The sequence below is a fragment of the Vibrio sp. 1F253 genome (assembly GCF_041439295.1).
Classification (GTDB): domain Bacteria; phylum Pseudomonadota; class Gammaproteobacteria; order Enterobacterales; family Vibrionaceae; genus Vibrio; species Vibrio tasmaniensis_A.
Genome location: NZ_JBGONU010000015.1, coordinates 1 through 21,243, shown reverse-complemented (window position 1 = coordinate 21,243; position 21,243 = coordinate 1). Strand labels below are relative to the sequence as shown.

Sequence of the window (21,243 nt, the reverse complement as noted above, 5' to 3'; positions counted from 1 at the left end):
TTTTGAACTAGTGCAAAAAAGGAAGCCGAAGCTTCCTTTAATCAATACGTTACTTCTTAAGTAGGAAGTTAACGAGCTCGAAGTACTCATCGAGAGAGCTGATACCTTGAGCGTCTACTAGGTAGCGGTTGTTAACGACGACCGCAGGAACACCAGAAAGACCGCTGTCTTTGAATGCTTTGTCGAAGCGGCGAACCATAGAGTCGACTGCAAAGCCGTTGTATGCCGCATCGAATTTCTTAGCATCAACGCCTTCGTCTAGGAAGATTTGACGCAATTCTGCTTCATCGCGTGGTGGCTTGTTCATGGTGTGGATGCGGTTAAACATCACTGGCACCATTTTGTCTTCAACTTTCAGGGCAATCATGGTTGCGTAAGCTTTGCTCATTGGCAGACCCATGTTGCCACCCATGAATGAAACATGGTTCTTCTGTAGCTTAGCGTCTTTTGGTAGCTGTTGTTTTAGCTGCTGGATGATTGGTTCAAAGCTATTACAGTGTGGGCAGTAAAAAGAGAAGAACTCTGTCACCATTGGTTTTTTTGATGCTTCTAGATCGAGAACTTTGTAGTGTTCACCTTCGTTAAATTTCGCAGCGTGAGCTGAAAGGCTCAACATGATCAATGAGAAAAATGCGAATAGCTTTTTCATTTATCCAATCTCCATTATGTTTGAATTTTTATCTAGTTGTGTTGCGATTGCTGTTACCACTGAGGCATTAACGAAAGTGGTGGCTCTTGCAGGGTAGCAATTTGCTCTTTACAAGCAAGTACTTGTTGCTCCCAATATTTTGGATCATTAAACCATGGGAAGGCTAGAGGAAATGCAGGATCGTTCCATCGTTTCGCCAACCATGCCATGTAATGCACCATACGTAGACCGCGTAGTGGTTCGATTAGTTTCAGTTGCGCGGTATTAAAATCGCAAAATTCTTGATAGCTCTCTAGCAGAATATCCAGTTGCATTAGCTTATCTTGACGCTCGCCGTTAAGCAGCATCCACAAATCTTGTATCGCAGGGCCGTTACGTGCGTCATCAAGATCGACGAACATTGGCCCGTCACGCCATAAGATATTGCCAGGGTGGCAGTCACCATGCAGGCGGATATTTTCAATATTGCTTGGCCACTGGCTCTCTAGCTCTTTGATCAGAAGGTCGACATCATTAAAGAATGCGTTCTCTAGGTGTGTCGGGATAAACTGAGAGCTCTCTAGAATTTTACGTGGTTGATAAAGGTATTCATCTAAGCTGATGGTTGGGCGATGTTGGAATGTTCTCCCCGCGCTGGCTTTATGAATACGACCAAGGAAACGCCCAACGCCTTCCAATTGGTCTAGATTGTCGACTTCGTACTGTCTGCCACCAACACTTTCAAATAAGGCAAATAGGTAGCCTTGATATTCATGCAAGGTTGCGCCGTTGACTCGCATGGGTGGAGCGACTGGCATCTCTTGTTCGATTAGCTCTAACGCGAAGTCGTGTTCTTCTTGGATCTGTGCTTTGTTCCAACGCTGCGGGCGGTAAAACTTAACAACGTAGCGTTTGCGATCTTCATCGGTGAATTGATACACTCGATTTTCGTAACTGTTGAGAGCGAGAAGCCCGGATTCAGCACGGACTCCAATACTCTCCAGTGCGTACCACATGAAGTCAGGAGTCAGGTTATCAAAGTTAAAGGCTTGCATCGTCATAGAATAAAAAAGGCTCATTACTGAGCCTTTTTCCATTTATTGGGTTGTTATACCTAGCACTAAGGTGACTGGTATCAGAGCTTCTTGATAAAGCGGCTTTCGACTTTCATCGTAAACTCTTCATTATCCGAGAGTATAAACTGAATTGTCGAAACTGGTGAGCTCAGTTTTTCTGGATCGACGCCCAAACTGATAGGAAGGTTTAAAACCTCACCTGGGTCTACGGTAATCGTTTGTTTACCGTACCAGATAGAATCCGGCAGCCCGCTGACATCAAGTTTGTACTCTTGCTCTTGCTGAGTCTTGTTGATGACTTTTAAGTTGTAAGTATTTTCGACAAGCCCTTGGCTATTGATTCTAAATAGTTGGTTTCTATCGCGCAGAACGCTTAAGCCTGCAGGATCAACACTCGCGATTTGTGCGAAAAACAGCCCCAACATAACGATCAGTATTACGCCATAGCCCAAGAGCTTAGGACGCATCACCTTGGTTGAGTGCCCCTCAAGCCTATGTTCGGTGGTGTAGTTGATCAGACCTTTCTCATAACCCATACGTTCCATGGTGTTGTCACAAGCATCAATACACGCGCCACAGTTAATACACTCGTATTGCAGACCGTCACGAATATCGATACCCGTCGGGCACACTTGAACGCATAAATTACAGTCAATACAGTCGCCTAGACCAAGTTCTTTTGGATCGGCTTTACGAGAGCGAGGGCCGCGGCTTTCACCTCGTTCAGTGTCGTAACCCACGATGAAGGTATCTTTATCGAACATTGCCGATTGGAAACGCGCGTAAGGACACATGTGCAGACAAACAATAGAACGCATCCATCCGGCATTCGCATAAGTACACCCAGCAAAGAACAATACCCAAAACACAGGCCAAAAAGTGGAATTAAAGGTAAAGAAGCCAACCACCAGCTCTTTGATTGGGATGAAATAACCGACAAAGGTTAAGCCCGTCGCAATCGCAATCGCCCACCATGCGATGTGTTTGAGTGTCTTTCTGATCGCCAAATTGGCGGTGAGTTTGTTTGAATCTTGCTTCTTACGCTTGTTAGCCGCACCCTCCAGTTTCTCTTCGAACCAGATGTACATGAAGGTCCAGACGGTTTGTGGACACAGGTAGCCACACCAGACTCGCCCTAAGAAGGTGGTTATGAAGAACAAGCCAAACGCCGCAATCATGAAGAGGATAGCGAGTAGCGTTAGATCTTGTGGGTATAGGGTTGTACCAAAGAAGTTGAACTGTTGGCTGCCGATATCGAGCAAGATCGCTTGTCGCTCACCAAATGGGATCCATGGGATAAGCGCAAAAAGTAAAAGTAAGAACCAACCGCCATAACGGCGCAGTTGTTGGAATTTACCTTTGCTTTCTCGAACATAGATTCGGTTACTTGGGTTAAATCGATCTCCATTACCTTTATGTGTTTTTGGGTTAAAGGTTTTAGGAGTCACATCTTTGATATCGATTTTATCCTGACTCATGGACTATCCTTTTTGTGGCTTGTTTGCCCGGTTAACTCGAGCATGACGACATTACTTGAAAGTATGGTTTAGAGAACCTGTAGAAATTGAGCTTGGTGCATTTATTGGTATCGCACTCACTCTTATTATTTTAGAAGATTCTTATGGATGGCGATTATAGCGACAATCTTGTTCTCATTTCTTTAACGCTATCAACCTTTAACAACAAAAGTCATAACAGTTGTGACGAAAAAATAGCGAACAGAAACAAAAAAGCGACCGAGTGGTCGCTTTTAAACATTGAGTTTTTTATCTATACGGCAATTGAGCCCTAAATAAATAGGCGACTAAAGAAGGCCACGCGCTTTTAGAATTGCGGTTTTGAAATCATCTTCTTGGTCTTTTTTAAGACCTGGGATCATTTCATCTTTTTCGCTATTACGCATTTTTAGATGGTAGATAAGAACATCGTCAGTGAGCTCTTCAAGCTTACCTTGGTAGCCCGCTTCTTTTGATAGCTTAATGATGAACTCTAATAGGTTAAGCTCTTGATCTTTCTGCCACTCAGGCTCCATCAGTTCAAGCAGTTCTTCAATGCGGTGACACTTCATACTTTATTTCTCCACAAATTTTATAATGATTTGTGGCTAAGGTATCAAATCGGGTAGGGAATACCAATGTGTAAACACATTTCAAGATGGGAGCGGGCAAGAAAAAAGCGCAGTAAAAACTGCGCTTTTTGTTAAGCGGCTTTAATTACTTTTGTTGCAGTCGGTGCTAATAAAGCAGCCTTCTCAACGAGAGTCATTGTAGGAGCCAATTTCTTAGCCGTTGGAGCAGCAACAAAGCCACTACGACGACGCATCGCACTACGGTTGGTGTGCGAGAACCTGACAGCTGTTGGGCGCATTAATTTACCTAACGGTCAGGCATATCCATTGCCAATCTAATGGCCTGATTTATCATGAGCTCCGCCTCAATTACTTGAAGAGTCACTCGTCTGGCTTTCGCCAATCCGAAAAATAAATCAGGATAATGATATGCATGCATATCAAGGGTTAGATTATCACTATCTAAGTTATCGATCGACGCCTGAGTGATAATTAAACGATATTAGAGCTAAAATAGTGTGAGCAGTATATTTGAGTTTGAACCTCTTTCAGGCTTAAGATGATGTTTTAAAGGAGGTGCATATGTCGTTCTTAAAGAAAACGTTAGCAAGTTTTGGAATTGGATCTGCCAAGGTAGATTCTGTATTGCAACAGGAAGTGCTTTATCCAGGTAAGAAGGCGAGCATTATTGTACATGTCTACGGAGGTGCTCAGCCGCAGGAGATCGATAACATTGATCTCAACTTATGCTGTCGCTACGTCAAAGAAGTTACCGCGAACTCGCAAGGACAAGAGGGCGGTCATAAACGCCGAATGCACCAGACATACTCGCTTGCAAAATGGAGCTTGCCGTATGCCTTTGTGATTCAGCCGGGTGAAACCCGTGACTTTGAATGTGAGTTTGATGTGCCACTGAACACACCGGTTACGATTGGTGATTCAAAGGTGTGGCTGGAAACCGGGTTGGATATTGCGATGGCGATTGACCCATCGGATAAAGACACCTTAACGGTTCGTCCCGACCCACTGCTCGATGGTATTTTTAACGAGCTTGAAGCTCAAGGCCTGCGCATTCGTCAAGTGGAATGTGAAGCGGTCAAAGGCTTTGAACTGCCGTTTGTACAAGAGTTTGAGTTTGTGCCGACGACGGGTCCTTATCATGGCCGTTGGCGTGAATTGGAAGTGGTGGCTCATCGTGATGAAACAGAGCTGAAGTTGTGGTTCGAGATTGATAGAAATCGCGATGGTGCAAAAGGCATGTTAGCTAGCTTGCTAGGCGTTGGTAAGCTACAGCGTCAATTGAGTGTGCCACTGGATACCTCACCACAAGATGCTGGCAAGATGGTACTTGAATATCTAGATAACGCCTCTTAGTTCCTATAACCCTTTAATTAACTCTTTGGTTATTTAGTTTTGGATCTTTTAGCCTCATTACATATTTCAGGCGTCATTAATGTCATAAAAGGTGTCATAAAAATTTAAGCTTACACGTGTAAGCTTAATGTGCAATACTGGGTCAATCGAACATTTACTCTAGTAGGATATTCATGTCTGCATCATCAGCCAGCGAATACAGTGACATCGAAGAACGCGCTAATGCAATAACCCATGGCTTGGGCGTTGTGCTCGGCGTGGTTGGTCTGATCTTGCTGCTTATTCGTGCGTTTGATTACCAAGCCGACATGCTAACTGTTGCTAGTATGGCTGTGTATGGCAGCAGTATTATTCTGCTCTTTCTCGCCTCCACGTTGTACCACTCTATCACCACTGAGAAAACCAAGCGCTTACTCAAAACCCTTGACCACTGTGCGATTTATTTGTTGATTGCGGGCAGTTACACGCCGTTTCTCTTAGTGGGCTTAAGAACTCCATTAGCGATGGGCTTGATGGCGGTGATCTGGGGGATTGCGCTAGTGGGCATCATCATGAAGATAGCCTTCGTTTATCGATTCAAGCGTTTATCGCTGTTCATTTACCTAGCGATGGGTTGGCTATCTTTGATAGTTGTTTATCAATTAGCGATGAATATCGATATAGGTGGTTTGGTGTTACTGGCAGTTGGCGGAGTGATTTACTCGCTGGGTGTGATTTTCTATGTGGCAAAACGCATCCCTTATAACCATGCCATCTGGCACTTGTTTGTATTGGCGGGCTGCGCTTGCCATTTCTTCGCTATCTATCTGTTTGTGACACCGGTTTAGTTTTGATTGAACCGGTATGCCCCTAACGGGTAGAAACGTCAGTGATCTCCACGTCTATTTTATATTCAGGATACTTATCAACATCGATCGCTAAGTATTTACCTTCTGCCGAAGTTTGTGGTCGAAGGTAGGTATCAGCAAGGCGCTTAATGGATTGCCAAGTGTTGATACTGCCTTGATGCAGCAGCTCACCCGTTGGTGAGTAGACAGTGATATTTAGCGTAACTAGCACGACGGCTTCTGTGCTTTGGTTAGTGACTGAAATAGGTAAGATTAGCTGTTCATTCTCGTAGAGTCCTGCCCCAATCAAAACGTCCACACCTGATTTGGAAAGCTGCAAGCTTGGCTTGGTGTCTCCAATCTTGATTGTGGTACCGCGTGTGTTTTTGGCTACAGGAATACTCGTCAATGCTGACTCTGCATTCGATGATGCGTTACTCACATACTGCCAAGTAAAATCGTCTTTTAGTAACACTTGCTTACCATCAGACAATGTGACCATTTGATCAGCAAAGGCAGAACTTACGAATACTGAGTTTGCGAGCAATGCGCTAGCGAGAAGTACGTATGATTTCATCTGTGTTTCCTTAAATATTCGCGGAATTAGCGTCGCCAAAAGGCTGGGAAAAATAGAACAATGAGCGTCAGTATCTCGAGTCGTCCCATTAGCATGCCTAAACTTAGCAACCATTTAGCGGCGTCTGGCAGTGGAGCAAAGTTCCCGGTTGGACCGATCACGCTCCCCATTCCCGGGCCCACGTTGGCAACGGCTGTGATAGCGCCTGAGATGCTTGTTATTGGGTCTAACCCCATCGCACTCAAACCACCAGCAATTAAGATAATCGTGATAAAGAACATCAAACCAAATGCCACGAGTGAACGCACAATGTCGTCATTCACAGGTCGCTGATTGTAGCGTTGAACAAACACGCCCGATGGGTGAATTAGCTTCATCATTTGTTTGTGGAGCATGGTCATCGCGATCTGGAAGCGGAAGATTTTTATACCGCCAGAGGTTGAACCCGAGCAAGCTCCCGCCATCATTAGGAATGCAAACAAGGTCGTTGGCAGTGCACCCCACGCGGTGAAGTCTTCTAAGCCAAAACCGGTTGTGGTGACGACTGATACGATGTTGAACATCGAAACACGCATCGCATCCATAACAGTGTAGCCATCTCTAACCACCAACCATGTTGATATTACGGCGCTGGTGACCAAGAACAGGTATGTAAAACCTCTCACTTGCGCGTCTTTGTAGAGGATTGAGAGTTTTCTTCCACGCAGTGCGCTAACGAACAGTAAGAACGGCAGGCCGCCAAGGAACATGAACAGTGTTCCTACCCAGTGAGCACTGTTGGAGAAGTGGTTCATTGATCCATCTGATGTTGAGTACCCCCCCGTCGACAGTGTTGTGAACGCGTGATTGATCGCATCAAAGATGCCCATGCCTGCAAACAGATAGCTAATGATGCATAAGCCAGTCAGAACCAGATAAACCGCCACGATGTTTTTCGCGACTGTTTTTGCTCGTGGGCTACTTTTATCTGACCAATCGGATGATTCAGTTTGGAACAGGCGCATACCACCAACGTTGAGCATTGGTAGAACCGCTACCGCCATCACGATAAAGCCGATACCGCCTAACCATTGCAGTATAGAACGCCACAACAGAATACTTGGTGCCATGCTGTCTAAGCCGCTTAATACGGTTGAGCCTGTCGTGGTGATACCTGACATGGTTTCGAAGTAGGCATCTGTAAAGCTGATGTGGTTAATGAAGACAAATGGCAGGGCGGCAAAGGCGCTGGCAATTGTCCAAACCAAAGAGGTGATAAGGAACATGTCCCGCACCCCAAGTCGGAACTTAGCGGAGCGGCCCAAGCTCAAGCAGATGAACGCCACAATGTGCGTGATCACTACCGATTGACCAAACTCGAGGAAGCCACCGGTGCCTGTGAAAAAGGCAACCAATGTAGGGATGTACATGAAAAGGGCGAGTTTTGATAACACTAACCCTATCACTAATAATATCGGACGAAAGTTGACCATAGCTTAATAGACCATCGCTTTGAGCCGGAGCGTCGTTCTCACAAGAAGAAAGCTGCGAGAAGAAGCTCACGAGAACAAGGCTATAAGAAGAACGGGCTCGGTTGGAATAGAGACTCAACATCAGGTACGTATTTCTTGTCCACTAGGAACATCACTACGTGGTCATCCTGTTCGATTACGGTTCTATCGTGCGCGATAAGCACCTCTTCTCCGCGAACAATCGCACCAATGGTGGTGCCCGGTGGCAGTTTGATGTCGCCAATCGCTCGGCCAACAACTTTAGAGGTAGTTTCGTCACCGTGAGCAATGGCTTCAATCGCTTCTGCAGCGCCGCGACGTAGAGAGGATACGTTAACAATATCAGCACGACGAACGTGAGTAAGTAGCGCAGAAATCGTCGCTTGCTGTGGAGATATCGCAATATCAATCACGCCACCCTGAACAAGGTCGACATAAGCGCCACGCTGAATCAGCACCATTACTTTCTTGGCGCCCATTCGCTTCGCCAGCATCGCTGACATGATGTTGGTTTCATCTTCATTGGTTAGAGCGATGAACACATCTACCTGATCGATGTTCTCTTCGGTCAGCAGTTCTTGGTCGGCTGCATCACCACAGAATACGATGGTGTTTTCTAATTCTTCAGATAGCTTCTCGGCGCGAGTGTAGCTGCGCTCGATAAGCTTGATGCTGTAGCTCTGCTCAAGGCGCTTTGCCAAGCTTGCACCAATGTTACCACCGCCAACAATCATAATGCGTCGGTACGGTTTCTCTAGGCGTTGCAGTTCACTCATTACTGAGCGGATGTGGTTACTTGCTGCCACAAAGAAAACCTCATCATCGGCTTCAATGATGGTGGTGCCTTGTGGGCGAATAGGGCGACCTTGACGGAAGATAGCGGCAACACGAGTATCGATGTGCGGCATGTGCTCACGTAAAGCAGACAGGGCGTTACCAACCAATGGTCCACCGTAATAAGCTTTTACTGCTACTAGGCTAACTTTCTGTTCAGCAAAACTCACAACCTGCAATGCACCTGGATATTGAATCAGGCGCTCGATGTAGCTGGTCACTAGCTCTTCGGGTGCAATCAGGTGATCGACTGGGATAGCACCTGATTTGAAGAGCGCTTCTTTCTCTTCTAGATATTGAGGAGAACGAATACGAGCAATTCGGTTTGGCGTATTAAACAGAGAGAAGGCAACCTGACATGCGGCCATGTTGGTTTCATCCATGTTGGTTACGGCAACCAACATGTCGGCATCTTGCGCGCCCGCTTCACGTAGTGTGTTCGGGTGGCTGGCATAACCGTTTACAACCCTAAGGTCGTATTTGTCCTGAAGTTCACGAAGTCGGTCGGCATTACGGTCGACGATCGTGATGTCATTGTTTTCACCCACTAGGTTTTCAGCAAGGGTACCGCCAACTTGTCCAGCACCTAGAATAATGATCTTCATAGCCTTTCTCTTATTTTTTGCCGTTGTAATTCTAGTGATCTATTTTCGCTTTGATAATGCACTAGAAAGAAACAGCGGCTAAGAAATAAATTCTTAGCCGCTGTTAGTTGTTATGCATGTTTTACTAGAACTGCGTAGTAGAAGCCATCCATATCTTCTTCACCAGGCAGTATTTGACGACCCGGTTTTTCGATATCAGACCCAACCAGCGTTGCGTTCTCGGTACGCTCTAAGAATGCTTTCACTTGCAGCACGTTTTCTTGCGGCGTGATAGAACATGTCGCATAAACCATAGTGCCGCCTTCTTTTAGCTGGCGCCACATTGCATCCAAGATCTCGCTTTGCAGCTCTGCTAGAGCATCAATATCAGATGCACGGCGTAGCCACTTAATGTCAGGGTGACGGCGGATTACACCCGTCGCTGAACACGGAGCATCAAGTAGGATGCGGTCAAACTGACTGCCCGTCCACCACTCTTCAGGGTAGCGAGCATCACCACAGATTACGTCGGCACGTAGTTGTAGGCGTTCAAGGTTATCGTAAACGCGGTCTAGGCGTTTAATATCACTGTCGATTGCAACCACTTCAGTGTCTTGAGTATGTTCAAGAATGTGTGCAGTTTTACCACCAGGTGCTGCGCAGCAATCTAGGATTAGCTCACCATCTTTTGGTGTTAGGTAATCAACAGAAAGTTGAGCTGCAGCATCTTGTACTGATACCCAGCCTCGGTCGAAACCAGGAAGCAAAGTAACATCACAAGGTGATGCTAATTTTATGGCATCAGCCGCTTCAGGGTGCAGTGTGTATTCAATGTTTTCGTTTTTAAGCAGTTCAACATACTCGTCACGAGTGTGGTGTTGGCGGTTTACGCGCAGCCACATTGGTGCCTTGCTGTTGTTTGCTTCAACCAATTGCTCCCACTGATCTGGGTAGCTTTCTTGAAGCATTTTTAGAATCCAGCTTGGATGGCTGTATTTGCCCGCATTGTGGCTAACGGCTTTCTCATCTAGCTCTTCTTGATCGCGCAGGTAGCTGCGAAGTACTGCGTTGATCAAACCACTCAGGCTTGGGCCGCGCAGTGTTTTGGTTGCTTCAACTGTTTCAGCAACGGCAGCATGCGAAGGAATGCGCATAAAGCTCAACTGGTAAATGCCTACTAAGATCAGATGGTGGAATACACGCTTTTTACCTTTAAGCGAGTTTTCCATCAGTTCGTTAGCGATTGACTCTAAGCGAGGCAGGTAACGAAGTGCGCCGTAGCAAATCTCTTGCAGTAGAGCATGGTCTCGCGGACGGATCGTTTTTTGAGCCGCAGGGAGAGCGTGTGAAAGAGAGTGGCCTTTATCGACAACTTGGAATAGGACATTTGCAGCAGCAGCGCGAACATTCATGAGGGGTACCGAATATTTATTTGAATACATGAGGGCATCTCTGCCCTCGTAAAGGTTTTCTAAACTGTGTTTTTACAAGCTACACGTTTTAAAGTACATATTGAGTAGCTTTAAAGCGGTTAAGAAAGTTGAGTACCAACTTCAAACCAGCTTGCACGTGAGTTCAAGATATCTTGAACTGACATGGCTTTTTTACCTGGAACTTGTAACTGTTCCAATACTAGTACTTTGTCGCCAGTCGCAACATAAATACCAGTCTTATCTGCTTTGATGATTGAGCCAGCTGGCGCAGATGTCGATTCTTCATCAACACGCGTTTGCCAAACTTTAATGCTTTTTTCATCATTAGAGCTGCTATCAACAATCGCAAAGTGACTTATTGGCCACGGGTTGAAAGCGCGCACACAACGTTCGATGTGTTCTGCACTGTCATTCCAATCAATTTTAGCTTCTTCTTTGCTCAGCTTCTTCGCGTAGTTAGCAAGTTCGTCGTCTTGCTTCTCAGCTACGGCTTTACCAGAAGCGATGTCGGCTAAACACTCAACAAGCGCATCAGGACCAAGACCAGCTAACTTTTCGTACATTGACGCACTGGTATCTGTAGATTCGATTGGTAGCGTTGCGATGTTTAGCATATCCCCGGTATCTAGGCCGATATCCATCTGCATGATCGTTACGCCAGTCTCTTTATCGCCCGCCCAGATAGAGCGTTGGATCGGAGCAGCACCACGCCAGCGCGGTAGGATAGAACCATGCACGTTAATACAACCCAAGCGAGGCGTATCTAGTACAGCTTGTGGAAGAAGCAAGCCGTAAGCGACAACAACCATGATGTCAGCATTCAAATCTGCTAGCTCTTGCTTAGCTTCATCTGACTTGAAATTTTCTGGTTGGTAAACCGGAATATTGTTTTCAAGTGCGATGTTTTTTACTGGGCTCGCAGTCAGTTTTTTACCGCGGCCTGCTGGACGATCTGGCTGTGTGTAAACAGCAATAACTTCATGCTCCGAAGACAACAACGCCGCCAAATGAAGGGCGGCGAAATCCGGAGTACCTGCGAAGACAATTCTTAAAGATTGACCCAAGGTAGACTTCCTTCTTAATTTAGTAATAGCAGCGGTTATTAACCTTGTTTCTCGTTGAAACGTTTAATCTTCGCTAGCTTATCTTGAATACGTTTGCGCTTTAGTGGCGATAGGTAATCAACAAACAACTTGCCTTCTAGGTGGTCAAGTTCGTGCTGAACACAGATAGCCAGAAGGTCGTCAGCGTCGAATGTGAATTCGTTGCCTTCACGGTCTAATGCTTTAACCGTTACTTCTGCAGCGCGAGGTACTAGAGCTCGAGCGCCTGGTACAGATAGACAGCCTTCTTCGATACCATCTTCGCCACGTTTGTCGGTAATTTCAGGGTTGATCAGAACCATAGGCTCGTCACGTGTTTCTGAAATATCGATAACAACGATGCGCTGGTGGAAATCTACTTGCGTTGCAGCAAGGCCGATACCTTCTTCGTCGTACATGGTTTCAATCATGTCATCAACGAACTTTTGAATCTCTGGGGTAACTTCTTTTACCGGTTTCGCCACGGTACGTAGACGATCATCTGGTAATGTTAATACTTGTAATACAGACATATACACTCGAAATATTGAACTGTGCCGAAACAGCTTAAACCTTGTTGGCTCAATTCTAGACATTTTAGAGGTCAAATGACAGCATCCTGAAGTTAATTCTCTAATCAGATGTCATATATTCAGACCAAGGAACCTAGGTCATGCGTCATTTTTCTCCCACTTTTTCTCTTATTTGTGCCTCGCTTTCGTTCGCCGTTATGGCTGAAAATAGTGAGCAACCTTTAACCATTAAACAAGGCGCACCCGAGGCGTATGTGGTGGTTAAGGGGGATACCTTATGGGATATTTCCGCGATGTATCTCGATAGCCCTTGGTTGTGGCCAAGGCTATGGCAGGTAAACCCTGAAATAGAAAACCCTCACCTTATTTACCCTGGAGATAAATTGTCTCTGGTTTGGATTAATGGCGAGCCTGTGTTGAGCCTCAAACCCGTCATAAAGCTACGCCCTAAGATTCGTGTATCAGAGATGAAAGCAGTACCTACCGTGAATGAGGGGCTTGTTCTACCGTATCTACAATCTGACCGCTTGGTTGAGCAGCAAGATATCCAGTCAGCGCAACGAGTGTTAGGGACCAGTGATGGCAAACGCTTCTTATCGGGTGAAGACCGATTGTTTATTTCGGGAAACCAGCAGCATCAAAAATGGGGTATCTACCGTGCCGTCGAGACTTATCAAAGGCAACAACCTCAAGCGAGTATTACCTCTTTGCGTTTGGTCGCCACGGCGCGCTTGAAAGAGGTGGATGCTGAGTTCAGTAGTTTGCAAATAGAGACTCAGCTGCAAGAGGTACTGCTCAACGACCTCGTGTTACCAGAACTTGGCGTTGATCAGGTGAAGCTCTCAACCACGTTTTATCCTGCGCCTAGTGCTGCGGGTCAGTTTGCTAATATCTTGGGTTCGTTAGATGGCAGCCAATACAGCGCAAAGAATCAGGTCGTGGTTATTAACCAAAGGCTCGCAAGACAATCTTCGCCAAGGCTCTATGTTTACGCTCAGCGAAAGCGGTGCGGTGGTGTTTGGTAAGCAAGGCGAATACAGCTATAAAGAGTCGGCGGCGAGCGATAAGGTGCAATTGCCAAGTACCTCACTTGGTAGTTTGATGGTCATTCGTCCTTATGAGTATTTTAGCTTGGCTTTGATCACTCAGAGCTCTAAGCCTGTTAGCAATGACATTCTGGCGGTATCGCCTTTGGACCTTGCTTTGACGGAAGAGCTTAAGGGCACCGAGTGAATGAGCAACAACTGAGCGCTTGGCTAACTCTAAGTTTTGTACCGCAATTGGGTGGCAAGCGACTTTCTCGACTGCTGAGCATTGATTCTCCTTTTAATATTGTTGGCTACTCAAGCCAGCAACTGCAAGCGATTGGCTTGTCAGCTAAGCAAATCTCCTATTTAAGAGAGCAAGCCCCAAGAGAAGTGGAGGCTTGCTTAGCATGGCAAGCAAAACAAACTAACCATCACATCATTACCCCTAATTGCTCACATTATCCCAAACTACTGAACGAGATCGCCTCTGCGCCAAGCGTACTTTTCGTTAAAGGTCACGTTGAAAAACTGATCGAGCCTCAGATCGCGATGGTTGGTAGCCGTAATGCCAGTATCGAAGGGCTGCAGACAGCGAAGTCCTTCGCCAAAGAGTTCGTCCAAAATGGCTTGATTGTCACTAGTGGCTTAGCGTTGGGTATTGATGGTTATGCTCATGATGGTGCTTTGGATAAAGGAGGGGAGACTTTCGCAGTGCTGGGCTCTGGCTTAGATTCCATTTACCCAGCGCGGCACAGAAACTTAGCCGATAGGATCTGTGAAAATGGTGCATTGGTTTCAGAGTTTCGCCCAAGTGCCAAACCACGACCTGAACATTTCCCTCGCCGTAACCGTATTATAAGTGGATTATCGCTCGGAACCTTGGTAGTTGAAGCGGCTGAGAAGAGCGGCTCTTTGATTACAGCTCGCTATGCCATGGAGCAAGGCCGAGAAGTGTTTGCGCTGCCCGGTTCAATTCATAGCCCTACCAGCCGTGGCGGCAATAGCTTAATTAAAGCCGGTGCATGTTTGGTGCAAAATGCTCAAGATGTTCTGATCGAAATAAAGAGTCTGTTAGACTGGTCTATAGATCAGCAGCCCAGTTTGTTCGAGCCTACGCCGAATGAGAGTGAAAATGAACAATTGCCATTTCCACAGCTGTTAGCTAACGTAGGATTAGAGGCGACACCCGTTGATATTTTGGCACAGAGAACCCATATACCTGTGCATGAGGTCATGATGCAGCTTTTAGAGCTTGAGCTCTCAGGGCATGTTGTTGCAGTTTCCGGTGGCTATATTCGAAAGGGGAGAGGCTAAGCTATGATGATGGACATACTGATGTACTTGTTTGAAACCTACATCCATAGCGATTCTGAATTGCAGGTGGATCAAGATGAGCTGGAAGATGAGCTTCTTCGAGCTGGGTTTCACCAAGATGATATTTATAAGGCCCTCCATTGGTTAGAAGATCTTGCTGCATTGCAAGATACCGAGAACCAAGCGGCGATTAGTGTGTGTTCCAATACCTCGATGCGTATTTATACCAGTCGAGAGATTTCACGTATTAATATGGAGTGTCGAGGCTTCTTATTGTTCCTTGAGCAGATCAACGTGCTTACGACAGAGATTCGTGAAATGGTGATTGATCGTGTGATGGGGCTTGAGACCAACGAATTTGAATTGGATGATCTGAAATGGATTATCTTAATGGTGCTATTTAATGTACCGGGTAATGAAAGTGCTTACACGCAAATGGAAGAGCTGTTGTACACCAAAGAGCAAGGTATCTTGCATTAATACAGGCTTGTCATGAGTAGTAAGATTGATAATCAGCTTTTTTCAGCACATGAACATGCATTAGAGCATGAACCATGTCCACAGTGTGGTGGAGAGCTTCAGCTTCGCCATGGTAAGCACGGCCCATTTTTAGGCTGTAAGCAGTATCCGAGCTGTGATTACATCAAGCCTTTGCATCAAAACGATGGACACGTGGTGAAAGAGCTGGGTGTGCCATGTCCTAAATGCCAAAACGAATTGGTATTAAGGCAAGGCCGCTTTGGGATGTTCATTGGTTGTAGTAGCTACCCAACGTGTAATCACATCGAATCTTTGGATCAACCAAAAGAACAACCAGAAGAGCAGCCACTTGTTGCTTGTCCTGAGTGTGGCAGAGGCCATTTGGTTGAGCGTAAATCTCGCTATGGCAAAACCTTCTATGCTTGTGATAACTACCCAAAGTGTAAGTTTGCAGTAAACCAACCACCTATTATCGGTCGTTGTGAAGAGTGTCAGTTCCCGTTGTTACTTGAGAAGAAAACAGCCAATGGAATCAAGAAACAATGTGCTGATCGCAAGTGTCACCACATTCAATCTCAATAACCTGATGTTATAGACAAAAAAACGGCGCTCACTGAGCGCCGTTTCTATATCCAATAAACGTTCTATATTCATCAAGCAATGTAGACTTACTTCATCTGCTCAGCAAATTCATGCACAGCAGGGTAGGCTTGCTTATCGAGAATGCCTGCCAGTGAGCATAACGCTCTTTGCAGCTCTGCGTTGTAGTCAGCGCTCACGTTAATGTGGCCCATCTTACGACCTGCACGCTTCTCTTTACCATACCAATGAACATGACAGCCACCTTGAGCAAGAATTGCTTCAGGTAGGGTATCTTCGCCAAGGATGTTGATCATTGCGGTTGGGCGAATCAGTTTGGTGCTGCCTAGTGGCATCCCACATACGGCACGTAGGTGGTTCTCAAACTGACAAGTTTCAGCGCCTTGCTGCGTCCAGTGGCCAGAGTTATGAACACGTGGTGCAATCTCGTTAACCAGCAGTGAACCTTGAACATCAAAGAACTCTAGCGCGAGCACACCAACGTAATCTAAGCGTTCAGCAATGGCAGTGAACATGGTTTTCGCTTGCTCTTGCAGTTCAATGTCATCAATCGCTGTCGATAAGCTCAACACGCCATCGGTGTGAACATTTTCAGCCAGTGGGTACACTTGAATCTCACCATTGGCGCCACGAGCACCCACCAGTGATACTTCGCGGTCAAACGGGACAAACTCTTCAGCAACAATGGCTTGGTTGTCTGTTGCTGCGATGCACTCAGCCATTTCTGTCCAAGTCGCGTCAACGTTATCTAATGTCTTTAAGCGCCATTGACCTTTGCCATCGTAGCCGCCAAGTGTGCTCTTCAATACCATTGGTAAGCCAACGTGAGCGATCGCAGCGTCAAAGTCTTCGCGAGAGTTAATCACGTAGTACTTAGCATTTTTCACGCTTGCTTCGTCTAATAGGGCTTTTTCAAGGCGACGGTCACCGCCAGCTTTGATTGCTTCTGTTGTCGGTAAGAACTTACCGCTGCGCTCACACACCTCAAGTACATCATGAGGGATATGCTCGAATTCAGCAGTAATGACGTCCGCACGCTCAATCGCATTGTCTAAGCCGCTGCCTAGAATCGCTTGCGTTAATGGGTGAACAATATTTTTGCTGCCAACATCAAAAGCAGAAATTTCAATATTCAGCGGTGCCCCAGCTAGGGACATCATGCGAGCAAGTTGGCCCGCGCCTAACACAAGAACATGCATGGGAATTAGTCCTCTGCAGGGTTTGGATTAGCAAGAACCGTTTCTGTTTGCTCAGAGCGGAACGCTTCTACTTTCGCCATCACTTCTTCATTGTGTGTACCAATGATTTGAGCGGCTAGGATGCCAGCGTTAGCAGCACCAGCTTCACCGATAGCCAGAGTACCTACCGCGATACCTTTTGGCATTTGTACGATAGAAAGCAGTGAGTCCATGCCCTTCAGTGCTTTAGACTGAACAGGAACACCTAAAACAGGTACGCTTGTGAAAGCAGCCGCCATGCCCGGAAGATGCGCAGCACCGCCAGCACCAGCAATAATCACTTTAATACCGCGCTCTTTCGCACTGGTTGCGTAGTCAGCAAGCAACTGAGGTGTGCGGTGAGCAGAAACCACTTTTGTTTCGTACGCCACGCCAAACTGATCCAACATTTCTGCAGCTAGCTTCATTGTTGGCCAATCAGATTTAGAACCCATGATAATACCGACAGTCATCTCAAACTCCTTCAGGTACGATTTAATTAGTGATTAGATATTTTACGCGCATTATACGGGTAAAATAGCTTAAGGAAAACGTTTGCGTCAGTCTAGGTTGTTAATTGATACATTTTATAAACAAATAGCTTTAGTCACAGTGAATGATAATTTGTACACTTAGCGAGTTCGATAACAGAATTAATGAGGCAACCCTTGGATAACTTTCAACATACTTTGCAGGCATTACAACAAGGTGAAGTCATTGCTTACCCGACTGAAGGCGTTTTTGGGGTCGGTTGTGATCCCGATAATCCACAAGCCATTAAGAAATTGCTCGATTTAAAACAGCGGCCGATGGAGAAAGGGTTGATCCTAATTGCTGCGAGTTACGAGCAGTTGCTGCCCTATATTGACGAAAGCCAACTGACTGAAGCGCAGTTAGCGACCGTAAAAGCAACATGGCCTGGCCCTGTTACTTGGATAATGCCAACCAGTAGTAAAGTAACTGATTGGGTCAGTGGCCAATTTGAATCCATCGCGGTGCGAGTGACGGATCACCCTTTGGTTCAAAGAATGTGTAATGAATTCGGTAAGCCGTTAACCTCGACCAGTGCTAACCTGACAGGTGAACCACCTTGTATGACGACTGAAGAAGTTCAACAGCAACTGGGTCAACATTTGGTGGCTATTCTCGAAGGTCAAACGGGTGGTCGTGAGAAGCCAAGCGAAATTAGAGATGCAAAAACGTCGAAAATATTAAGACAGGGTTAAACCCTGCAAAGGAAGAAAGATGTCAGCAATTGATAAAGAGGCAGTAAAACAGTTTTTACTGAGCCTACAAGATTCGATTTGCCAACAGCTTGAGCAAGCTGATGGCACAGCACTGTTTGAAGAAGATGCATGGGAGCGTGAACCTGGCGAACGCCTTGGTGGCGGTGGTCGAACTCGCGTGATGACCAATGGTGCTTTATTTGAACAAGGCGGAGTTAACTTCTCTCATGTAGCGGGTAAAGCTATGCCTGCCTCTGCAACCGCTCATCGTCCTGAATTAGCCGGGCGTAAGTTTGAAGCGATGGGCGTTTCATTAGTAATCCACCCTAAAAACCCATACATCCCAACCTCACACGCGAACGTTCGATTCTTTATTGCGGAAAAAGAAGGTGAAGACCCAATTTGGTGGTTTGGTGGTGGTTTTGATTTAACACCATTCTATCCTTTTGATGAAGATTGCCAGTCTTGGCATCAAACCGCTAAAGATCTGTGCGCACCATTTGGTGAGGACGTTTACCAAGAACATAAAGAGTGGTGTGATAAATACTTCTATCTGCCTCACCGAGACGAAACACGCGGTGTTGGTGGTCTGTTCTTTGATGATCTGAATGAGTGGGGTTTCGATAAGAGCTTTGCTTATATGCAAGCTGTCGGTGAAGGCTTTGCAGCCGCCTATCTACCAATTGTAGAACGACGAAAAGAGACGTCTTACGGTGAGCGCGAGCGTGACTTCCAACTTTATCGTCGTGGTCGCTATGTTGAATTTAACCTAGTTTACGACCGTGGCACCTTATTTGGTCTGCAAAGTGGTGGTCGCACAGAGTCTATATTGATGTCTATGCCGCCGTTGGCTCGTTGGGAATACCGCTACGAACCACAAGCGGGTTCACCAGAAGCTCTTCTTTATAGTGACTACCTCAAACCTCGAGTTTGGTAGTTCTTCCTTCCTTATAGGGATAGTGATAGGGTCATCTATATAGATGACCCTTTTTATTATTTCTGTTAGGTAAGGATATGACACAGCAAGTAGATCGTTATGCCGTTTTCGGTAATCCTATTGGGCAAAGCAAATCGCCATTCATTCATACACTATTTGCTCGCCAAACCAGCCAACAACTTACCTATACAGCACTCCAGCCAGAACAAGGTGAATTCATCACTGCTGCTCAAGCTTTTTTTAGTGACGGTGGTAGAGGGTGTAATGTCACAGCGCCATTTAAAGAAGATGCTTATCAGTTCGCTAATCGCCTGACTGAAAGAGCTGAACTAGCAGGTGCTGTAAACACACTTAAGAAGCTAGATGATGGAGAGATCATTGGTGATAACACCGATGGTGAGGGTTTAGTTCAAGACCTTCTTCAACATCAAGTTATGCTCGAAGGGGCTCGCGTTCTTCTGCTTGGCGCTGGTGGTGCTGCTCGAGGAGTGATTCAACCTCTTCTCGACCAAAAGCCACAACAGTTGGTAGTCGCTAATCGAACCAGTTCAAAGGCTGAACTTCTGGCCGAGATGTTTTCTTCACATGGAAACATCAAAGGAATGGGGTTAAGCGATGTTAATGAAGGGTTTGATGTCATCATTAACTCGACCTCGTCTGGTCTAAGTGGCCAACTTCCTGAAGTTTCTGAGATTATCTTCAATTCGAATAGCGCCGTTTATGACATGGTTTACGGATCGGGCACCACGGTATTCAATCAGTGGGCATTAGATAATGGTGTTCATGCTGCTTATGATGGCTTGGGTATGTTAGTGGGGCAGGCAGCAGAGAGCTTTATGCTTTGGCGTGGCCTTCGTCCGGGAACAAAACAGATTTTAAGAGAACTACGTAAAAACCTAGAGATGTAATGAGGTATTTATAAAAAATGAATCAATCAATTCTATTTCCTGATATCCAAGATTGGGATGAAGAAAATCAATCAATCATCTTCCCAGCACAGCAGTCTGGCGCACTGATTGAGTGTGTTATGTCTATTGAAGAGCTGTCTCGATTGGCAGGTAAAGATATAGAAGAAGGCGATCAAGCTTTAGTTATCTTTTCAGAGTTACGTTTTGATATTGAAGAGCTAGCTGAAGAGTTAATAGAAGAAGAGGAGTATGACTCCTCTAATCGGATTCAGATCAAAGTGTTTTAGACTGGCAACACAGAGTCTAGATAGTCGTTTTTATTCTGAACATAGTTGTCAGCTGACTTCTGTAAAAAGGCACGCTCTTTATCATTTAATGGGCGTGCTTGTTTTACTGGGCTTCCTACATATAGATAACCGCTTTCAAGTACCTTATTAGGCGGAACCAAGCTACCAGCACCAATCATCACATCTTCTTTAATAACCACGCCATCGAGCACGATAGCTCCCATACCAACAAGTACGCGATCTTCAATGGTGCATCCGTGCAGCATTACTTTATGGCCGATAGTGACATCATTACCTATTAGTAGAGGATAACCCTCAGGGTTTTCTGCATTTTTATGGGTGACGTGCAAAACGCTACCGTCTTGGATATTCGTTCTATCTCCAATATGAATGTGGTTCACATCCCCTCGAGCTGCAACCAAAGGCCACACACTAGAGTCGTCACCGATTTTGATATCACCAACCAGAACAGAACTTGTATCTATATATACACCTTGTCCAATCTGAGGGGATATTCCTTTATAACTGCGTATTGAACTCATAAATTCTCCTTTGTATAGGCACATTAAGCCCTTAATTAAGGGGAATACTAGTGAAAATGGGGTGTTTTGAACAAAAAACGCTCGAACAATCAAAAAAGTAAGAAAAACTTTAAAAAGGGCTTGCCAGTGTGATCGAAATCTCTATAATGCGACCTCGTTGAAACGGGAAGGCTTCGTAAGAAACCAAAACGAATCAGT

The 21,243-nt window shown here is 45.7% G+C and carries 23 protein-coding genes and 1 pseudogene; 10 read left to right on the top strand and 14 right to left on the bottom strand.

The window, feature by feature from the left end; translation table 11 throughout:
* Positions 1 to 49: 49 nt before the first annotated feature.
* From ACED28_RS09740 to ACED28_RS09720, 5 genes are all read right to left on the bottom strand, one after another.
* The gene (locus ACED28_RS09740; RefSeq protein ID WP_012605095.1) at positions 50 to 649 is read right to left on the bottom strand and encodes a thiol:disulfide interchange protein DsbA/DsbL; all 600 of its coding nucleotides are present in this window, start codon (positions 647 to 649) and stop codon (positions 50 to 52) included.
* Between the two features lie 53 nt (positions 650 to 702).
* Positions 703 to 1,689 carry a serine/threonine protein kinase gene (locus ACED28_RS09735; protein WP_371709768.1) on the bottom strand — a complete coding sequence of 329 codons (987 nt, stop codon included), beginning with the start codon at positions 1,687 to 1,689 and terminating at the stop codon, positions 703 to 705.
* A gap of 74 nt (positions 1,690 to 1,763) precedes the next feature.
* Entirely contained in the window at positions 1,764 to 3,182 is a 1,419-nt protein-coding gene (gene ccoG, locus ACED28_RS09730; RefSeq protein ID WP_371709742.1) for a cytochrome c oxidase accessory protein CcoG, read from the bottom strand.
* A gap of 326 nt (positions 3,183 to 3,508) precedes the next feature.
* Positions 3,509 to 3,772 carry a YihD family protein gene (locus ACED28_RS09725; protein ID WP_009848104.1) on the bottom strand — a complete coding sequence of 88 codons (264 nt, stop codon included), beginning with the start codon at positions 3,770 to 3,772 and terminating at the stop codon, positions 3,509 to 3,511.
* 131 nt (positions 3,773 to 3,903) lie between these two features.
* On the bottom strand, positions 3,904 to 4,071 hold the full coding sequence (locus tag ACED28_RS09720; RefSeq protein WP_009848103.1) for a hypothetical protein: 168 nt from the start codon (positions 4,069 to 4,071) through the stop codon (positions 3,904 to 3,906).
* Between the two features lie 283 nt (positions 4,072 to 4,354).
* Here ACED28_RS09720 and ACED28_RS09715 point away from each other — a divergent pair, with 283 nt between their 5' ends.
* A complete protein-coding gene (locus ACED28_RS09715) occupies positions 4,355 to 5,146 on the top strand; it encodes a sporulation protein (protein WP_009848102.1) in 792 nt (263 codons plus the stop codon).
* A gap of 173 nt (positions 5,147 to 5,319) precedes the next feature.
* Positions 5,320 to 5,973: a hemolysin III family protein gene (locus ACED28_RS09710; RefSeq protein WP_004735763.1), complete on the top strand. Its 654-nt coding sequence runs from the start codon at positions 5,320 to 5,322 to the stop codon at positions 5,971 to 5,973.
* Between the two features lie 22 nt (positions 5,974 to 5,995).
* On the opposite strand, the gene ACED28_RS09705 is transcribed toward ACED28_RS09710, so the two are convergent.
* The 6 genes from ACED28_RS09705 to def form a co-directional block, all read right to left on the bottom strand.
* Positions 5,996 to 6,550, bottom strand: a complete 555-nt coding sequence (locus ACED28_RS09705) for a DUF3157 family protein (protein WP_009848100.1) — start codon at positions 6,548 to 6,550, stop codon at positions 5,996 to 5,998.
* A gap of 26 nt (positions 6,551 to 6,576) precedes the next feature.
* Positions 6,577 to 8,022, bottom strand: coding sequence for a TrkH family potassium uptake protein (locus ACED28_RS09700; RefSeq protein ID WP_009848099.1), 1,446 nt, complete (start codon positions 8,020 to 8,022; stop codon positions 6,577 to 6,579).
* An 80-nt stretch (positions 8,023 to 8,102) separates the two neighbouring features.
* Positions 8,103 to 9,479 (bottom strand): Trk system potassium transporter TrkA, encoded by a 1,377-nt coding sequence (trkA, locus tag ACED28_RS09695; protein ID WP_004735766.1) that lies wholly within the window; start codon positions 9,477 to 9,479, stop codon positions 8,103 to 8,105.
* A gap of 110 nt (positions 9,480 to 9,589) precedes the next feature.
* Positions 9,590 to 10,870, bottom strand: a complete 1,281-nt coding sequence (rsmB, locus tag ACED28_RS09690; RefSeq protein WP_371709741.1) for a 16S rRNA (cytosine(967)-C(5))-methyltransferase RsmB — start codon at positions 10,868 to 10,870, stop codon at positions 9,590 to 9,592.
* Between the two features lie 119 nt (positions 10,871 to 10,989).
* Positions 10,990 to 11,955, bottom strand: coding sequence for a methionyl-tRNA formyltransferase (gene fmt / locus ACED28_RS09685; protein WP_371709740.1), 966 nt, complete (start codon positions 11,953 to 11,955; stop codon positions 10,990 to 10,992).
* 38 nt (positions 11,956 to 11,993) lie between these two features.
* Complete coding sequence (gene def, locus ACED28_RS09680; RefSeq protein WP_004735769.1) at positions 11,994 to 12,506, bottom strand: peptide deformylase; 513 nt, start codon at positions 12,504 to 12,506, stop codon at positions 11,994 to 11,996.
* Positions 12,507 to 12,646: 140 nt separating this feature from the next.
* On the opposite strand from def, the pseudogene ACED28_RS09675 reads away from it, so the two are divergent.
* The 4 genes and pseudogenes from ACED28_RS09675 (at position 12,647) to ACED28_RS09660 (ending at position 15,910) form a co-directional block, all read left to right on the top strand.
* A pseudogene (locus ACED28_RS09675) lies at positions 12,647 to 13,739 on the top strand (LysM peptidoglycan-binding domain-containing protein).
* Positions 13,736 to 14,848 (top strand): DNA-processing protein DprA, encoded by a 1,113-nt coding sequence (dprA, locus tag ACED28_RS09670; protein WP_371709739.1) that lies wholly within the window; start codon positions 13,736 to 13,738, stop codon positions 14,846 to 14,848. The pseudogene ACED28_RS09675 and the gene dprA overlap by 4 nt, the downstream one beginning before the upstream one ends.
* Positions 14,849 to 14,851: 3 nt before the next feature.
* On the top strand, positions 14,852 to 15,328 hold the full coding sequence (locus ACED28_RS09665; protein ID WP_009848094.1) for a DUF494 family protein: 477 nt from the start codon (positions 14,852 to 14,854) through the stop codon (positions 15,326 to 15,328).
* A gap of 12 nt (positions 15,329 to 15,340) precedes the next feature.
* Positions 15,341 to 15,910 carry a type I DNA topoisomerase gene (locus ACED28_RS09660; RefSeq protein WP_017098117.1) on the top strand — a complete coding sequence of 190 codons (570 nt, stop codon included), beginning with the start codon at positions 15,341 to 15,343 and terminating at the stop codon, positions 15,908 to 15,910.
* Between the two features lie 86 nt (positions 15,911 to 15,996).
* Here the strand turns inward: ACED28_RS09660 and ACED28_RS09655 are convergent, their stop codons facing one another.
* Together ACED28_RS09655 and purE are read right to left on the bottom strand one after the other, a co-directional pair.
* Positions 15,997 to 17,127 (bottom strand): 5-(carboxyamino)imidazole ribonucleotide synthase, encoded by a 1,131-nt coding sequence (locus tag ACED28_RS09655; RefSeq protein ID WP_371709738.1) that lies wholly within the window; start codon positions 17,125 to 17,127, stop codon positions 15,997 to 15,999.
* A gap of 5 nt (positions 17,128 to 17,132) precedes the next feature.
* Entirely contained in the window at positions 17,133 to 17,618 is a 486-nt protein-coding gene (purE, locus tag ACED28_RS09650; RefSeq protein WP_004735777.1) for a 5-(carboxyamino)imidazole ribonucleotide mutase, read from the bottom strand.
* Between the two features lie 195 nt (positions 17,619 to 17,813).
* Between purE and ACED28_RS09645 the strand changes: the two genes are divergently transcribed.
* The 4 genes from ACED28_RS09645 to ACED28_RS09630 all read left to right on the top strand — a co-directional run bounded on the left by ACED28_RS09645 (position 17,814) and on the right by ACED28_RS09630 (position 20,503).
* Positions 17,814 to 18,371: an L-threonylcarbamoyladenylate synthase gene (locus tag ACED28_RS09645; protein WP_004735778.1), complete on the top strand. Its 558-nt coding sequence runs from the start codon at positions 17,814 to 17,816 to the stop codon at positions 18,369 to 18,371.
* A 19-nt stretch (positions 18,372 to 18,390) separates the two neighbouring features.
* Complete coding sequence (hemF, locus tag ACED28_RS09640; RefSeq protein WP_371709737.1) at positions 18,391 to 19,308, top strand: oxygen-dependent coproporphyrinogen oxidase; 918 nt, start codon at positions 18,391 to 18,393, stop codon at positions 19,306 to 19,308.
* 77 nt (positions 19,309 to 19,385) lie between these two features.
* Entirely contained in the window at positions 19,386 to 20,216 is an 831-nt protein-coding gene (gene aroE / locus ACED28_RS09635) for a shikimate dehydrogenase (RefSeq protein ID WP_371702041.1), read from the top strand.
* A gap of 17 nt (positions 20,217 to 20,233) precedes the next feature.
* Entirely contained in the window at positions 20,234 to 20,503 is a 270-nt protein-coding gene (locus ACED28_RS09630) for a DUF1488 domain-containing protein (protein WP_065104207.1), read from the top strand.
* Here ACED28_RS09630 and ACED28_RS09625 read toward each other — a convergent pair.
* Positions 20,500 to 21,045 carry a gamma carbonic anhydrase family protein gene (locus tag ACED28_RS09625; RefSeq protein WP_012605080.1) on the bottom strand — a complete coding sequence of 182 codons (546 nt, stop codon included), beginning with the start codon at positions 21,043 to 21,045 and terminating at the stop codon, positions 20,500 to 20,502. The genes ACED28_RS09630 and ACED28_RS09625 overlap by 4 nt on opposite strands.
* Positions 21,046 to 21,243: the final 198 nt, after the last annotated feature.

Coding starts and splice junctions, on each gene's coding strand:
- trkA (WP_004735766.1), bottom strand. CDS start 9,479: ATGAAGATCATTATTCTAGGTGCTGGACAAGTTGGCGGTACCCTTGCT.
- ACED28_RS09665 (WP_009848094.1), top strand. CDS start 14,852: ATGATGATGGACATACTGATGTACTTGTTTGAAACCTACATCCATAGC.
- purE (WP_004735777.1), bottom strand. CDS start 17,618: ATGACTGTCGGTATTATCATGGGTTCTAAATCTGATTGGCCAACAATG.
- rsmB (WP_371709741.1), bottom strand. CDS start 10,870: ATGAATGTTCGCGCTGCTGCTGCAAATGTCCTATTCCAAGTTGTCGAT.
- ACED28_RS09660 (WP_017098117.1), top strand. CDS start 15,341: ATGAGTAGTAAGATTGATAATCAGCTTTTTTCAGCACATGAACATGCA.
- ACED28_RS09720 (WP_009848103.1), bottom strand. CDS start 4,071: ATGCGCCCAACAGCTGTCAGGTTCTCGCACACCAACCGTAGTGCGATG.
- hemF (WP_371709737.1), top strand. CDS start 18,391: ATGTCAGCAATTGATAAAGAGGCAGTAAAACAGTTTTTACTGAGCCTA.
- ACED28_RS09705 (WP_009848100.1), bottom strand. CDS start 6,550: ATGAAATCATACGTACTTCTCGCTAGCGCATTGCTCGCAAACTCAGTA.
- ACED28_RS09725 (WP_009848104.1), bottom strand. CDS start 3,772: ATGAAGTGTCACCGCATTGAAGAACTGCTTGAACTGATGGAGCCTGAG.
- ccoG (WP_371709742.1), bottom strand. CDS start 3,182: ATGAGTCAGGATAAAATCGATATCAAAGATGTGACTCCTAAAACCTTT.
- ACED28_RS09715 (WP_009848102.1), top strand. CDS start 4,355: ATGTCGTTCTTAAAGAAAACGTTAGCAAGTTTTGGAATTGGATCTGCC.
- ACED28_RS09740 (WP_012605095.1), bottom strand. CDS start 649: ATGAAAAAGCTATTCGCATTTTTCTCATTGATCATGTTGAGCCTTTCA.
- aroE (WP_371702041.1), top strand. CDS start 19,386: ATGACACAGCAAGTAGATCGTTATGCCGTTTTCGGTAATCCTATTGGG.
- ACED28_RS09655 (WP_371709738.1), bottom strand. CDS start 17,127: ATGCATGTTCTTGTGTTAGGCGCGGGCCAACTTGCTCGCATGATGTCC.
- ACED28_RS09710 (WP_004735763.1), top strand. CDS start 5,320: ATGTCTGCATCATCAGCCAGCGAATACAGTGACATCGAAGAACGCGCT.
- ACED28_RS09700 (WP_009848099.1), bottom strand. CDS start 8,022: ATGGTCAACTTTCGTCCGATATTATTAGTGATAGGGTTAGTGTTATCA.
- ACED28_RS09735 (WP_371709768.1), bottom strand. CDS start 1,689: ATGACGATGCAAGCCTTTAACTTTGATAACCTGACTCCTGACTTCATG.
- def (WP_004735769.1), bottom strand. CDS start 12,506: ATGTCTGTATTACAAGTATTAACATTACCAGATGATCGTCTACGTACC.
- ACED28_RS09625 (WP_012605080.1), bottom strand. CDS start 21,045: ATGAGTTCAATACGCAGTTATAAAGGAATATCCCCTCAGATTGGACAA.
- ACED28_RS09630 (WP_065104207.1), top strand. CDS start 20,234: ATGAATCAATCAATTCTATTTCCTGATATCCAAGATTGGGATGAAGAA.